The sequence below is a fragment of the Comamonas sp. w2-DMI genome (assembly GCF_040187735.1).
In the GTDB taxonomy this organism is placed as follows: Bacteria; Pseudomonadota; Gammaproteobacteria; order Burkholderiales; family Burkholderiaceae_C; genus Comamonas; species Comamonas terrae.
On record NZ_JBANEL010000050.1, the window covers coordinates 1 to 13,441 of the forward strand.

Below are 13,441 nucleotides of genomic sequence, written 5' to 3' on the forward strand. Positions count from 1 at the left end.
ACAGGAAAGTCAATGAAATCAACGATCTACCAACACCACCTCCGCGCCAGTGCTAGCTTTTCGTACCGTCACTTATTGCACTGAAAACGAGGAGACCCCAAGCACAGACCTGAGGTTTGTGGTGTTTTTACTAGTTTTGGTGCGCATGGTTTGTATGTAAATTTATGTTTGTTATCCAACAAGCAAATATTTAGAAAATTGCTCAGTTCGCGTCACTTGAGGGTTTCATGGTGAGCGCGCAGACCCGAAGGAGTCGAGTTGAAACGTAGAGATTTTTCCAAGAACTTGGCACTGACAACGTCGGCCATGGTTTTCCCATATTTGTCCCTGGCGCAGGGCAAGGCCATCCGGATCATCGTGCCGTTCAGTGCCGGTAGCGGTTCGGATGACGGCGCGCGCTTCTATGCAGATCAGCTTTCCAGGACCATCAAGCGGGCGGTGATTGTCGAAAACAAACCCGGCGCCAGTGGGTTGCTGGCGGTGAAGGAGGTCATTGGGCAGCCTGCAGATGGCAATACCATTTTGTTGGGCAGCAATTCCCTGATCTCGGTTAATCCGGTGATGGTGAAAAATCTTGGGTACGACCCTTTCAAACAGCTCCTGCCCTTGCATGGACTGGCCATTTCGTCGCCTGCGGTATTGACCGGCAATGAATCCGGAATTAACTCCTTTTCCGATCTGACGACCCGCTACAAAAATAGCCAGTCCCCCATTTCTATCGGAAATTATTCGGAAGGATATCGGCTAGTGGGCGAGTGGTTGTCCCAAGTACTGAATATCCAGTCAATTCCCGTACCGTACAAGGGCGGCGCGGCAATGGTCACAGACGTCATTGGAAATCGATTGGATATCGGGCTCAACGATATTACCGGTGTGGCTCCCTTGGAGAAATCAAAAAAAATCAAGATCCTAGCCATCACTGGTAAGGATCGTGACCATCTTTTACCCCATATTCCAACGATGCGTGAACTGGGGTATATGGAAATGGAGTCCTATGTGTGGTCTGCTTTTTCGATGAAGATGGGAACGCCAAGATCCGTCATGGAGGATTTGGCAACGGCTATTTCTGAGTCGCAGAAGACCAAGGAAGCCAAGGATTATCAGGGGGCGCGCGCAGGAAAGTTTTTGGACAAAAAACTGGAAGCTCTTGGATTATTTCAACGCGCTGAATACGAACGTTTCAGAAAAGTGGCAGAGAAGGCGAAAATAAATCCTGCGTGAAGCGTTGGCTGGATGAGAATTATTTCCCTGCCTGGATCATTTGTGAAAAATGAACTTTATTAATCGATTGTCTTGGCGGGATATCCTGTGTTTCGTGAATCTTCAAAGGATATAGTGATGGAGAGACGGATATTTAATACATCGCTGCTGGCTGGTGCGGGGAGTTTCCTGATACCGCAAGTGGTTGCCGCAGCCCCTAAAACGATCAGAATCATCGTTCCCTTCACGGCAGGAAGTGGATCGGATGAGGGGGCTCGCTTCTATGCCGAAAAATTGGGTGAGATACTTAATAGGAGTATTGTTGTAGAAAACAAGCCGGGCGCTAGTGGCTTGATTGCCGTGAAAACTGTCTTGGCTGAACCGGCGGACGGGAACACCGTTCTGCTGGCCAGCAACTCAGTGGTTTCGGTCAATCCGGCCGTCAATCCCAACCTGGGTTATGACCCGTTCAAGGAAATTGTGCCGGTGCACGGCATGGGAATTTCTTCGGTGGCCATGATTTCTGGAAAAGGCTCGGACATCAATGAGATAAAGGATATTCAGGAAAAATACAGAAAAATCAAAGCGCCGCTGGCTGTGGGTAATTATTCGGATGGATACCGCCTGATTTCCGAGTGGCTTTCCCAGGCATTGGGTGTCGAGGTGTCGCCGGTGAATTACAAGGGTGGGTCGCCTATGGTGACGGATATCATTGGCAACCGGCTGGAAATGGGGTTGAATGATATAGGTGGCATCTTGCAGATGTACCGGGGCGGTAAGTTGAATGTCTTGGCCACTACGGGGAACAAGCGCGACAAGGAGTTGCCCAAGGTCCCGACCATGATGGAGCTGGGATATAAAGATTTCGAAACATACGTCTGGACTTCCCTTTATATGAAAAAGGGAACGGACGTGGGCTGGATCAAGGAGTTTGCCGCTGCAGTGGCAAAATTTCAGGCTTCCGATGCAGGCAAGGCATATGAGGCATCACGCCCCGGAGAATTTTTGTCCATTTCCATGGATGAGATGGGAGAGTTCCAGCGCAAGGAATTCAACCGTTTCAAGTCCATCCTGGAGAAATCTAGGAAAGTCTGAGTATGGTGAAGGCCCTGGCGCATTGAAAGCGGCAGGCAGGATGCCCTACTTGACCATCAAGTCATCAAGCAGATAATTGAGCGATTGGGCGGTCAAGGAGAAATCGACTTCCTCTTCATTAAGTGCATGCAAGGCCAGTCCTCGCATTGTGCCCATGATGATCGTGGCGATGTCTTTTTCCTGAATCTTGAACTCGATATGGCGCTGGGTCTTCTCAATTTCCAGATGCTTCAGGATGAATTCAATATTTTTCTGGTTGTGCTTCTGAATCAGGGTCTTGTGCCGGGTGCTGATGAGTGAAGCATCGGCCATCAGGATGATGAAGGCCTTGGAGGCCTTCCAGCCTTCGGCATCGCGTTCCAGATAGGTCGAAACCAGCGACTTGATGCTTTCCATGCCGGGCGCAGGCGGTTGCCGCCCCCTGAGTCGCTGGTTGAAGCGGCCAATGATGGCATGCAGAACTGCCTCGATCAGGTTTTCCTTGGAGCCGAAATGCTGGTGCGGCAGGCCGCGGCTGTAGCCGGCATGGACGCCGATTTCCGCCATGGTCAAATCCTTAACTCCACGGACCACGATCAGGTCAACGGCTGCATCGAGAATTTTTCGAATAGCTTCTTCTTTGCGTTGGATCTGTGTTTTCGAGGTTTTCAGTTCTGCAGACATTACGGATTCTTATTTTCGGGTCTGGAGGATGAAGTCCGCGGAGTAGCCCAGCTCGCCGAGTACTTCATCGGTCTGTTCGCCGATGTTGGGCGCATGGCGGGTAATTCTAGAGGGTGTTTTGCTGAAGAGGGCCGTAGGGCGAATGGCCACCACGTTGCCTTCTGTCGGGTGTTCCAGGACTTCGAACAATTGCACGCTTCTGAGGTGCTCGTGTTCGTGGATGTTGTCTATGCTGAAGATTTCCGTGACGGGAATGTCCAGCTTGCGGCACAGAGTCATCAATTCCTGGCTGGTGAAGTTGACGGTGACGGAGCGAAGATCGGCATACAGCTCTTGAATGCGCTTGTTGCGTTCATGTCGGTTCGTCAGGTCGTATTTGTCGAACAGATCCTGTCGGCCCAGGGCCGAGAAGAACGCTTTCCAGTGGTTTTCCGTATAAGGCAGCAGCGCCAGATAGCCGTCCTTGGTGGGAGTCGGCTTGCGGCCTCCCTTGAGTAGGCGAGAGTAGCCGGCGGGTCCGATAGAAGGCTGAAAACCATTCCCTCCCATGTGCTCGGTCATGGTGAAGGCGACCATGGTCTCGAACATGGGCACCTCCACGTATTGGCCTTCGCCGGAGCGGATCTTGTGCACCAGTGCACCCATTACGGCGTTGGCCGTCGCAAGGCCTGCGACCTTGTCGGCCAATAGTGTGGGAGGGTACTCGGGCTTGCCCGTTTCGTGGCCGACAAGGCTGGCCAGCCCGCAAGCGCCTTGGATCACATCATCGAAGGCGGGCTGGCCCGAATATGTGCCATCGTCGCCAAAGCCGGTCGCCGCGCAATACACGATGCTGGGGTTGATCCGGGCCACATCTTCATAACCCAGACCGAGCTTGTTGATCGCTTTGGTTCGCATGTTGTGGACCAGTACATCTGCTGACTGAATCAAGGCCTTGGCGGCCTCCAGACCTTCGGAGGTCTTAAGGTTGAGCGCCACGGACCGCTTGTTGCGATTGAGGTTCATGAAGGTGGAGCTCATGCCGCGGTTGCGCGACAGCCCGTTGGCGCGCATCAGGTCTCCTTCTACCGCTTCAAGCTTGATGACGTCTGCGCCGTAGTCGGCCAGTACCTGTGTGGCCATCGGCCCCAGCACCACGGAGGTGAGGTCGATGACGCGAATGCCCTTGAGAGGTCCCATGCTTGCTCCTTGAATGTGTTGGCTCACGTTTCTACTGAGTTGACAGTCGATGTTGTGAATATATATATTTGTTTGACGGCAAACAAGTTGGGAGAAACATGGACGGACTGCACATCGAACTGGGTGAGCTGCCACCGGAATGCGAGACATTGAGGCAAGAGGTTCGCGCCTTCATTGCCGAGCATATGGCTGCTTATTCCAAGGAGCAGCGTGCCCATAACTGGACGGGACGCGATTCCGGAATGACCCGGAAAATGGCCCAGCAGGGCTGGCTGGGTATGACCTGGCCCCGCAAGTACGGCGGGGCTGAGCGCTCCATGCTGGAGCGCTACGTGATGCTGGAGGAGATGCTGGCGGTAGGGGCACCCATGGGGGCGCACTGGTCGGCAGACCGGCAGATGGGGCCCTTGCTGATGCGCTACGCGGCCGAGACGCTGGCGCCGAGGATCGTTCCCAGGATCGTCAGCGGCGAATGCGCGTTCTGCATCGGCATGAGTGAGCCCGACTCGGGCTCCGATTTGGCCTCGATCCGTACCAGGGCCGTCAAGGTGGAGGGCGGTTGGAAGATCAACGGCACCAAGGTCTGGACCTCTGGCGCCCACCATGCGCAGTACATGGTGGCGCTGGTCCGCACGCGGGACAAGACCGAGGACCGACATGCCGGCATGACCCAGTTCCTTGTGGAGATGGATCGCCCGGGGCTGAAGGTCAATCCCATCTACTCGCAACTGGGCACCCATATCTTCAACGAGGTGGTGCTGGACGATGTCTTCGTGCCCGACGAGAACCTCATAGGCACGGAGGGCGAGGGCTGGAAGCAGGTGACCAGCGAACTGAAGTTCGAGCGCTCCGGGCCGGAGCGCTTTCTGAGCAGCACGCAGCTTCTGATTGAAATGATCGATGCGGCTGACCCGCAGTCCACCGATCAAACGGTGGCCATCGGCAAGTTGATCGCCAAGTACGCAGCCCTGCGCCAGATGTCACAAGGCATTGCGCTGATGATGTCCAGGGGAGAAGACCCGGCCCTGGCCGCCTCGGTGGTCAAGGATCAGGGTGCTCTGATGGAGCAGTCCATTCCCAACATCGCCCACGACAAATTCGGAGAACACATTGGCACGGGGTCGAACCTGGAGAAGGTCATGAACTTCCTGCTGATGGCATCTCCCTCGTTCTCGTTGAGAGGCGGTACCCGGGAGATCTTGCGTGGAATCATTGCCAGGGGAATGGGACTGAGATGAGTAACGAATTTATCGCCGATGCAGCCAAGAGGCTGTTTGCCAATGAAGTCGACAAAGGCTTGATTGAAAAAGTGGAAGCGGGCGACTTCCCGAAAGAACTGTGGCTCCAGGTCGTAGCCTCGGGCTTCACGTCCTTGTTCAGCAAGGAAGAAATGGGCGGCATCGAAGCCACCTGGGAAGATGCCTACCCGGTGCTCCACAACCTTGGTTACTACCAGGCGCCTGTGCCGGTGGCCGAGACCGCCATCGCCCATCTGCTCCTGTCGGCCGGGAATGTCGGCCTTACCACGGACCGGCCCATGGCCATCGCTTCATACGACCAGGCGCAGCAGTCTCTGGTCCTGGACGCCGATGCCGCGACGCTCACCGGAGTACTGTGCAATGTGAAATGGGTGCGCCACGCCGGCTTCGTCGTCATTGGCATCAATGCCGGGCAACTGGTCGTGGTCGATCTGTCAGCGGCCGGCGTGTGCGTGGAGCAGGGCACGGATACCTCCAAGATGGCGGCCGACCGGCTGGTTCTGTCTAAGGCCCCCGTACATACGCTGTTCACGAATCCCTTTACCAATCTGGCCGATCCGGTGAAGGTGCTGGGCGCGGGAGCCCGCGCCGCCATGATGGTGGGGGCTTTGGAGTTCGCCCTGGACCAATCGGTGCAATACGCCAAGGACCGCGTGCAGTTCGGCAAGCCAATTGGCAAGAACCAAGCCATCCAGCAGCAACTGGCCCTGATGGCCGGAGAGGTCGCCGTGGCCCGCGCCAGCGCGGTCATGGCCTGCAAGGACATGCCCCATGTCAACCGCCTGGTGGCACCCAGCGCAGAATTCAGCGTGGCTGCAGCCAAGGTCTGCGCGGGCGAAGCCGTGACCAACGGTACCTCTATTGCGCATCAGGTGCATGGGGCCATCGGCTTCACCTATGAGCATACGCTGAACTTCGCCACGCGCCGCCTCTGGGCCTGGCGGGGGGATTTCGGCAATGCTGCGTTCTGGGCGGGCCTGTTGGGCCAGGCCTTTGCCAAGCAGCCGGGGGAGGGCTTCTGGCACTCCTTGACAGAGCGTGTCATACCTGCCTGAGGACTCCATGACTGAAGCTATTTTGAATATTTCCGTCGACGGCTCCGTCGGGGTGGTGGAGATCAACAAGCCGCCGCACAATTTTTTCGATGTTGAGTTGATTGCAGCTATTGCTGATGCCTGGGAGGACTTTGAACTCAATCCTAGGGTGCGCGCCATCGTGCTGTGTTCCAGCGGCAAGTCGTTTTGCGCCGGGGCTGATTTCTCGAAGCGGGAAAACGTCACAAAGGAGCGCAGCCCACGCCAGCTCAATCCTATCTACCAGGAAGCGATCCGGATGTTTGCCTGCACTAAGCCGGTGGTGGCGGCGATTGAAGGGCCCGCGATTGGCGGTGGCTTGGGCATGGCTCTGACTGCCGACTTTCGCATCGCCTGCGAGCAGGCCCGTTTTTCCGCCAACTTCAACCGCCTTGGCTTTCACCCCGGCTTTGCGCTGTCGTACACGCTGCCGCAGCTGATAGGCCAACAGAAGGCGGCATGGATGTTCTACACAGGTGCGCGCATCGACGGCCTGAAGGCCCTGGAACTGGGGCTGGTCGATGCGCTCGTGGCGTCAGACCAGGTACGCGCCACGGCCCTGCAATGGGCGCGTGAGATTGCCGTTTCCTCACCGCGAGCCGTGCAGACCACGAGGGCCACTTTGCTGGGTGGCCGGCTGGAGCGAATACGCCAAGCCGTGGCTCGCGAGAGCGAGGTGCAGGCCGGTCAGATGACATCGCAAGACCTACAGGAAGGCGTGGCTGCGGCACGGGACCGGCGCGATCCGGTCTTCAAAGACTGAGGCTTTCCAGAACCCGAAAACAGAGGCCTGCGCGGCACGGGCGTTGCAGTGAATGCCCATGCCGCAGCGGCTCCAAGGTGGAGACAAGACGATGAGCCATATCTTCAAGAACAGCACCTCCAGGGCGGCCGTTTCTGCGCTTTGCGCATTTTCCGTGCTGGTCGCTTCGGCAGGCGTAGCCAGCGCGGGTGAAGCCTGGCCTGCCAGGCCCATACGCATGATCGTGGGGTTCGCGCCGGGCGGCCCAACGGACTCGGCCGCCAGATTCGTGGCCGAGGGAGTCGGCAAGAAGCTGGGCACCTCGGTTGTGATCGAGAACAAGCCCGGTGCCAACGGCCAAAATGCCATTAGCGAGCTCAAGCGGGCCAAGCCCGATGGCTACACCCTGCTGTTCATCACCAGCGGCAGCCTAAGCGTGGCGCCGGCGCGCTACAGGAATCTTCCCTACAACGTGGAGAAGGACTTCGAATACATCGGCGCCGTTGCCTCCTATCCGTCCATCTTGGTCACCAACAAGGGTTCCTCGTTCAACACGCTCCCTGAGCTGATCAGCCAGTCCCGGCAGGCCAAGGATGGGCTGAGTGCAGGTACGGTCAGCAATACCCAGGAGCTGACGCTTGCGCTGTTCAAGAAGAAACTGGGAGTGGTTGCGACAGGCGTTCCGTATCGGGGCGATGCGCACGCCATCAATGACATTGGCGGAGGCTCTCTGGACTTTGCCTTCATTTCTCCCAGCGTGGCGGTGCCGATGATCGAGTCGGGGCGCATCAAAGCCATTGGCGTGACGGGTGTGCTCACCGGCGCATATGCCAATAAGCTCCAGAAGATTGACGGCCTGGATGTCAAGGCTTGGAGCGGGATCGTGGCGCTGACGGGAACCGATGCCGCCGTGAGCCGGAAGCTGGGAGATGCCATGGAGGCGGTGCTGAAAAGCAGCGAGTTCAAGCAATCGCTGGAAGCCTCGGGTCAGAGCGTGCTGCCCTTGAAGAATCAGGCTTTTCGCCAATTCGTGGTCGAGGAAAAGGGGATGTGGGAGAAAACAGCTGCCGAGGCTGGCCTGGAAAAGCTGTGAGCTTGCGTTCACTGAATGGTCCTCTGAGAAGCTCCGGACAACGGCTTAGCCCTTGAGGTTCGGAGCTACAAAGTAAGAAACGATGCGCTCCAATAGATCCTATTCTCCTCCTTAATCATTAATCCCCCATGGCGCTCATATTTGCCTGAAGAAAAACCACTGGCTGTGCTACCAGCAGGCCATCACTGTCAGAGTCAGGTTGCACTGTAAATTGCCTCAGGTTTGAATTGATCCTAAGGAGTTGGACGGTTACGCTGCCACCGAGCAGGCGGTGTTTCTCAGCGGGTATCCCGCCGGGCTCGGTCCTTGCAATCTGAGCTAGATGCTCTCGGTAGCGAATGTAATCATGCACGCTCGTGGCGATGTGTATGCGCCGGCGAATCCAGCGTTAGTAAGCAAAGTGGCATTCAAGCCGGCGATGATGGAGTCGATGTAGCAAGTCAAAGGCAACACGAATGTCAAGAGAGGAGGGCGTCAGCACGCAAACGGTCGTCGAACAGTGCAGCAGCTTCGAGATCGGCGACGATTTGCGGCGGAAAAACCTGTAGCCCGGGCTAGCTAGAAAGGCCCGACCATTGGCGTCAATATCAACACAGGCTGCAAGGAAGCAAGTACGCTGTCAATGCCGTGAATGCATTTATACCTGCCTTAATCCCGCCGTGTTGATATCGAATGGATAGCTACTTCTAATGGTTGCCAGTCGGGTCTGTAGCGAACACATCCGCATGAAAGTCTTGTGCTAGCAGGCCCATATTGGAGGCTGCTGTGCGCACAGATTGAACGAGGGCTGGTGAGCCACAGCAGTGGACAACATGATCGTGTAGGTTGTCAAAGTGCATGCGTAGCGCGTCATCCACCCGACCGGCGTGAGCATCCGCAGGCACGTTGCTTAGGTCAGTGATGGCTGCAATGTAGCGAAACTGCGGCCAAGCTTTGCGCCACTTGTCGATGGCGCTAGGAAGATACAGGCCAGAGGGGTTGCGAGCACCCCAAATCAGCGTGATGTCGCGCTGTACCTTGCGTTTGGCCAGGTCATCCAGAACGGACTTGATGGGTGCAAATCCGGTGCCACCTGCAACGCAAATCAGGGGCCTTGTGTCATCAGGCTTCAGTGCGATGCTGCCGAATGGCAGTTCGATATCCAATGTGTCACCAGACTTCAACTGCTGAACGATAGCGCTGAAGCGACCACCCGGTACATGCCTGACATGCAATGTGATGCCATCGCTCTCATGGGGGGGGATTGGCCATAGAGTAGCTGCGGCTTTCCCCGCCGTCGAGGTGAATCAGCAGGTATTGGCCGGCTTCAAATTTGGCGCGCTTGCCCGCAGGCAGGCGTAGGCGCAGCAGCGAGACATCGGGTGCCGCCAGTGTATTGCTGTACACCTTGGCCGTAAAACGTTTGCGGGCTTCCGGGTCGAGGCGGCGAAAGGAGCTCGGCTGAATACGGATATTGCTGGCGGCGGTGCAGCCGCACAGCAATACCTGCTCCGAGGTGCAGAGTTCGCTGCGCACGGCCATGCCATTGAAGGAAGTAATATTTCCATCGAGCAGGGTACTCGCACAATTGCCACAGCTACCTTTGCGGCAGGAATAAGGTAGTTCGATGCCGGCCTGCAGGGCGGCATCCAGCACGGATTGCCCGGGCGCGCAGGGGAACGCGATATCAGAGTCGTGGATATGGATTTGATAATTCATGGAAGGGCCTCAGACCTGTTGGGCTCCGAGCAGGGCGATCGTGCGCAGGAGGGCCGTGGAGTCAGCCACGCCACGGCCTGCAATGTCCATGGCGCTGCCATGGCCCACACTGGAAAGCACCACCCTGCCACCGATGGAGAGTGCGCTGGCTCCGTTAGGTGCCAGCAGCTTGATGGGGATATGGCCCTGATCGTGCAGCATGGCTACATACAGGTCGTGCTTGCGCTGTGCCAGAACCATGTCAGCTCCCATGGGGCCGTCTACTGCTAGGCCGCGCTTGCGCAGTGTCTCGACAGCGGGAACGGTGATCTGGGAGTCCTCCAGGCCGAACAACTGTCCTTCAGATGCATGAGGGTTGATCCCGAATACAGCGACTTTTGGTTTAGGCACTCCGAGTAAGGTGCATGTCTGCACGGCAGCCTGCACCGCGTTGACCACCAACTGAGGAGAGAGCCGCTCCAATGCGCTGCGCACGCTTTCATGCAAAGTGACATGCACTATGCGCAGGCCAGCACCCACTAGCATCAGGAATACCTGGTCTTCGTTCATGCCAAGAACATTGGCGAGCAAAGATGGGTAGCCGCTGAACGCTATGCCTGCGCGGTGAATGGCCGTTTCATGGTGGGGGCAAGCAATGACGGCATCGACTTCGCCGTTTTCGCACGCCCGGATGGCTGCTGTTGCAGATTGCACCGTGGATAGGCCTGCCTGCGGGGTGATCTCTCCCCATTGCACTGGTTGTGCCAGCGAGCCGGCTTCCTCATGAATGAGGTCTTGAAGAAGGGGCTCCATTTGGCAGATCTGCGCTGCTTGTTCAAGAGCGCTCCACGGTCCATAGACCTTGATCAGGGATCTTTCGGTGGCAGACAACTGCTGAAGAGCTTTCAGTGCGATTTCAGGGCCAATACCGTGGGGGTCGCCGATGGCCAAAGCCAATCTACGGTGCACTATTGTCATAGCGGCAATGCCATCAGCGTGTCCGTCACCGTGCTGTCGCAAACTGCGATGCGTTCTTGCAGACGTAACTTGCCATCGATCGTGGTGAATTTGTCGAGGTACTCACCGCTGGCAAAGACCTCTGTTTCCCCTGTATGCATGATGCGCAGCACCATGAACGGCGTGGAAGCACTGGCCTGTGTTGCATCGCCTGACTGGATCGAAGGCAGACCCAGAATATGGCGATAGCGATGGCGCTCGTAGATATTGGCTTCGCGCAGCGCAGAAATTCGGTCGGTGAGCATGTCCTGTGAATCCGCCCAGACAATGCCGGCAGCAAGCCCTTCAGCATGATTGTCGACATTGGTGACGCGATAGTGGCAATCCTTCGTGAAGAAGGTTGGCCATTGCTCCATGGCGTCACTGTCTATGGTCTTCGCGTAAGCGGCATTGAAGGCCGCGATTTGAATTTCATTGATCATGCTTGCATCTCCTGTCCCATGTGCTTGCGGTAGGCTTTCCAAAAGCCGCGTACCGAGGTTTCCGTGGCGCGGCCCTCGCTAGAGCCTTCGTGGTCTCCGCCCATCTCGATGACCGCGTCAAGGTCGGCCGCACCTGCGATGCCGCGCTGAACGAATCCACCGACAGCTCCGTCTTCCATGGAAATGAATCCGGCCGGGCCGATGAGGTTGGCCTGTTTGAGTCTGACCTTGCGCTGCTCGGGACTGTCATCTGCATAGCCGAGATAGGTCCAGTTGAGTTCCGAGCTGGAGATGCTCTTGGGCAACAACTGACGCACGGCGATGCTGTTCTGAATCTGCTGCAGCACAAAGCCAGGGAACACAGAAAGGATCTGCAGAGTCACGCCGTCCTCGAACTCCTCGAAGCCCTCTAGAAGGCTGGGATCTTTGAGCCGGTAACGCTCGTTGTCGGTGCGGATGGCCTGGTCCTTGTACGAGTCGTCTTTGGCGCTACGATCGATCATGGAATAGCTCACATGGTGGCCACCCGACTCGTCGACGATGACGCCGCCTTTTTGTGAGAGGCGATTCAGCTCGAAGGTGGTGAAGAACATATGCAGGAGGCTGGCGTGATAGCTGTCCTTCACGTTCTCGAAGTAGAGCTTCCAGTTGTTAGGCAGCTTTTGCGTGAAGCGACCGATGACTTCTACGGGCTTGTGCAGCACGCGCTCTATACGCTCGCAAATCTCAGGGCCAAGGTAATCCTCAATGCTGGGTACATCCTCGGAAAAACTGCCAAAGACCAAACCGCAAAAGACAGCTACACGGAGCTTGCGCGGGCCATGCTCTTCTTTGCAGAACGAGGCCGGCATGCCACCCTGGCCCTTGACGCCTTTCTCGAAGGCAACGCCGGTCAGATCTCCCTGTCGGTTGTAGCTCCAGGCGTGATAGACGCACTGGAAACTATCCGCACGGCCCGATTTTTCCAGCGCGATGAGCGCGCCGCGATGCGCGCAGCGGTTCTCGAAGGCATAGATTTCCTGGTCGGCATCCCGCACGACAACTATCGGTGTTTCACCAACAAAGGTCGTGCGGAAATCACCCGCCTCGGGGATTTCAGATTCCAGGCACAGGTAGTTCCAGACCTCGCCGCGATAGATGCGCTGCTGTTCCTGATCAGCATTGGCTGTGTCGGTATAGATACCGAAAGGCACGCGCGTATTAGTGGCCCCATGCCACTGGATGATGGATTCTTGCATGTTGATTCCTAAGGGTTAGAGCTTGACGTTGGCGGCCTTCAGCACCTTCTTCCACTTCTCGGTTTCCTGGCGGATGAACTGAGCAGTCTTGGTGGGATCCCAACCGCAGGGCACGGCACCCTGTTCCAGAAAGTGCTTGCGGATGTCATTTGATGACAGAGCCTGGGCCATCTGCTTCTGAAGCCTCTGTGCGATTTCTGCACTCGTGCCTGGGGGAGCCACAACAGAAAAGAAAGTCAAGGCTTGCATGGCGGGCCATTGCTGCTCGGCGAAGGTGGGGACCTGGGGCAATATTTGAGACCGCTGCTCGTCGGCAACGGCCAGAATGCGCACCTTGCCGGCCTGGTGGTAGGTGGCCGACGAGCTGATGTTGTCGAAAAACACATCCACATTGCCACCGATCAGGTCAATCAGTGCCGGGGCTGTTCCCTTGTAAGGGATGACAGTCAGTTCAGTGCCAGTCAGCTGCATAAACATGGCAGCAGTCAGGTGAGATGTGGAGCCGTCGCCTTGCGTCGCCACAGTCACTTTTTTGGGATTGGCTTTGGCGTATGCAATGAACTCGCCAAGTGACTTAACAGGCAGCTTCGGGTTGATGACCAGGGCGTTGGGCACTGTGGCCAAAATCGTCACCGGTACCCAGCGAGTCGGGTCAAAGCTGAGCTTCTGATAGAGGTTGTGGTTGATGGCGATGGGCCCCGGAGGGGAGGCCAGCACAGTCATTCCGTCCGGCGGTGCCCGGAACACTAGATCGGCACCGATGTTTCCACCAGCCCCGGGCTT

The 13,441-nt window shown here is 56.8% G+C and carries 12 protein-coding genes and 1 pseudogene; 6 read left to right on the top strand and 7 right to left on the bottom strand.

Translation table 11 applies throughout. The annotated features are described in order from the left end of the window. Window positions 1-258 precede the first annotated feature (258 nt). Window positions 259-1,221: a tripartite tricarboxylate transporter substrate binding protein gene (locus tag V8Z74_RS25290; protein ID WP_003054585.1), complete on the top strand. Its 963-nt coding sequence runs from the start codon at window positions 259-261 to the stop codon at window positions 1,219-1,221. 117 nt (window positions 1,222-1,338) lie between these two features. Continuing rightward, a complete protein-coding gene (locus V8Z74_RS25295; RefSeq protein WP_003054587.1) occupies window positions 1,339-2,295 on the top strand; it encodes a tripartite tricarboxylate transporter substrate binding protein in 957 nt (318 codons plus the stop codon). Between the two features lie 45 nt (window positions 2,296-2,340). Here the strand turns inward: V8Z74_RS25295 and V8Z74_RS25300 are convergent, their stop codons facing one another. Together V8Z74_RS25300 and V8Z74_RS25305 are read right to left on the bottom strand one after the other, a co-directional pair. Next, entirely contained in the window at window positions 2,341-2,958 is a 618-nt protein-coding gene (locus V8Z74_RS25300; protein WP_080553882.1) for a TetR/AcrR family transcriptional regulator, read from the bottom strand. Window positions 2,959-2,967: 9 nt separating this feature from the next. After that, a complete protein-coding gene (locus V8Z74_RS25305; RefSeq protein WP_003054591.1) occupies window positions 2,968-4,137 on the bottom strand; it encodes a CaiB/BaiF CoA transferase family protein in 1,170 nt (389 codons plus the stop codon). A gap of 98 nt (window positions 4,138-4,235) precedes the next feature. Between V8Z74_RS25305 and V8Z74_RS25310 the strand changes: the two genes are divergently transcribed. The 4 genes from V8Z74_RS25310 (at window position 4,236) to V8Z74_RS25325 (ending at window position 8,304) form a co-directional block, all read left to right on the top strand. After that, entirely contained in the window at window positions 4,236-5,375 is a 1,140-nt protein-coding gene (locus V8Z74_RS25310; RefSeq protein WP_003054593.1) for an acyl-CoA dehydrogenase family protein, read from the top strand. Continuing rightward, window positions 5,372-6,451 carry an acyl-CoA dehydrogenase family protein gene (locus tag V8Z74_RS25315; RefSeq protein WP_003054594.1) on the top strand — a complete coding sequence of 360 codons (1,080 nt, stop codon included), beginning with the start codon at window positions 5,372-5,374 and terminating at the stop codon, window positions 6,449-6,451. The genes V8Z74_RS25310 and V8Z74_RS25315 overlap by 4 nt, the downstream gene beginning before the upstream one ends. A 7-nt stretch (window positions 6,452-6,458) precedes the next feature. Further along, a complete protein-coding gene (locus V8Z74_RS25320; protein ID WP_349712095.1) occupies window positions 6,459-7,232 on the top strand; it encodes an enoyl-CoA hydratase/isomerase family protein in 774 nt (257 codons plus the stop codon). A gap of 91 nt (window positions 7,233-7,323) precedes the next feature. Next, entirely contained in the window at window positions 7,324-8,304 is a 981-nt protein-coding gene (locus V8Z74_RS25325; RefSeq protein WP_003054597.1) for a Bug family tripartite tricarboxylate transporter substrate binding protein, read from the top strand. A 686-nt stretch (window positions 8,305-8,990) separates the two neighbouring features. Here V8Z74_RS25325 and tphA1I read toward each other — a convergent pair. The 5 genes and pseudogenes from tphA1I to V8Z74_RS25350 all read right to left on the bottom strand — a co-directional run. Beyond that, a pseudogene (gene tphA1I / locus V8Z74_RS25330) lies at window positions 8,991-10,002 on the bottom strand (terephthalate 1,2-dioxygenase reductase TphA1I). A 9-nt stretch (window positions 10,003-10,011) separates the two neighbouring features. Next, window positions 10,012-10,959: a 1,2-dihydroxy-3,5-cyclohexadiene-1,4-dicarboxylate dehydrogenase gene (gene tphBI / locus V8Z74_RS25335; RefSeq protein WP_034382993.1), complete on the bottom strand. Its 948-nt coding sequence runs from the start codon at window positions 10,957-10,959 to the stop codon at window positions 10,012-10,014. After that, window positions 10,956-11,420 (bottom strand): terephthalate 1,2-dioxygenase terminal oxygenase subunit beta TphA3I, encoded by a 465-nt coding sequence (gene tphA3I, locus V8Z74_RS25340; protein ID WP_034369201.1) that lies wholly within the window; start codon window positions 11,418-11,420, stop codon window positions 10,956-10,958. The genes tphBI and tphA3I overlap by 4 nt, the downstream gene beginning before the upstream one ends. Then, window positions 11,417-12,658, bottom strand: coding sequence for a terephthalate 1,2-dioxygenase terminal oxygenase subunit alpha TphA2I (gene tphA2I, locus V8Z74_RS25345; RefSeq protein WP_034369204.1), 1,242 nt, complete (start codon window positions 12,656-12,658; stop codon window positions 11,417-11,419). The genes tphA3I and tphA2I overlap by 4 nt, the downstream gene beginning before the upstream one ends. Before the next feature lie 15 nt (window positions 12,659-12,673). After that, on the bottom strand, window positions 12,674-13,441 hold a 768-nt coding region (locus V8Z74_RS25350; protein WP_349712098.1), incomplete at its 5' end, for a Bug family tripartite tricarboxylate transporter substrate binding protein.

Excerpts from the sequence above, each read along its gene's own strand:
- V8Z74_RS25295 (WP_003054587.1), top strand. The coding sequence starts at position 1,339 with ATGGAGAGACGGATATTTAATACATCGCTGCTGGCTGGTGCGGGGAGT.
- V8Z74_RS25300 (WP_080553882.1), bottom strand. The coding sequence starts at position 2,958 with ATGTCTGCAGAACTGAAAACCTCGAAAACACAGATCCAACGCAAAGAA.
- V8Z74_RS25305 (WP_003054591.1), bottom strand. The coding sequence starts at position 4,137 with ATGGGACCTCTCAAGGGCATTCGCGTCATCGACCTCACCTCCGTGGTG.
- V8Z74_RS25310 (WP_003054593.1), top strand. The coding sequence starts at position 4,236 with ATGGACGGACTGCACATCGAACTGGGTGAGCTGCCACCGGAATGCGAG.
- V8Z74_RS25315 (WP_003054594.1), top strand. The coding sequence starts at position 5,372 with ATGAGTAACGAATTTATCGCCGATGCAGCCAAGAGGCTGTTTGCCAAT.
- V8Z74_RS25320 (WP_349712095.1), top strand. The coding sequence starts at position 6,459 with ATGACTGAAGCTATTTTGAATATTTCCGTCGACGGCTCCGTCGGGGTG.
- V8Z74_RS25325 (WP_003054597.1), top strand. The coding sequence starts at position 7,324 with ATGAGCCATATCTTCAAGAACAGCACCTCCAGGGCGGCCGTTTCTGCG.
- tphBI (WP_034382993.1), bottom strand. The coding sequence starts at position 10,959 with ATGACAATAGTGCACCGTAGATTGGCTTTGGCCATCGGCGACCCCCAC.
- tphA3I (WP_034369201.1), bottom strand. The coding sequence starts at position 11,420 with ATGATCAATGAAATTCAAATCGCGGCCTTCAATGCCGCTTACGCGAAG.
- tphA2I (WP_034369204.1), bottom strand. The coding sequence starts at position 12,658 with ATGCAAGAATCCATCATCCAGTGGCATGGGGCCACTAATACGCGCGTG.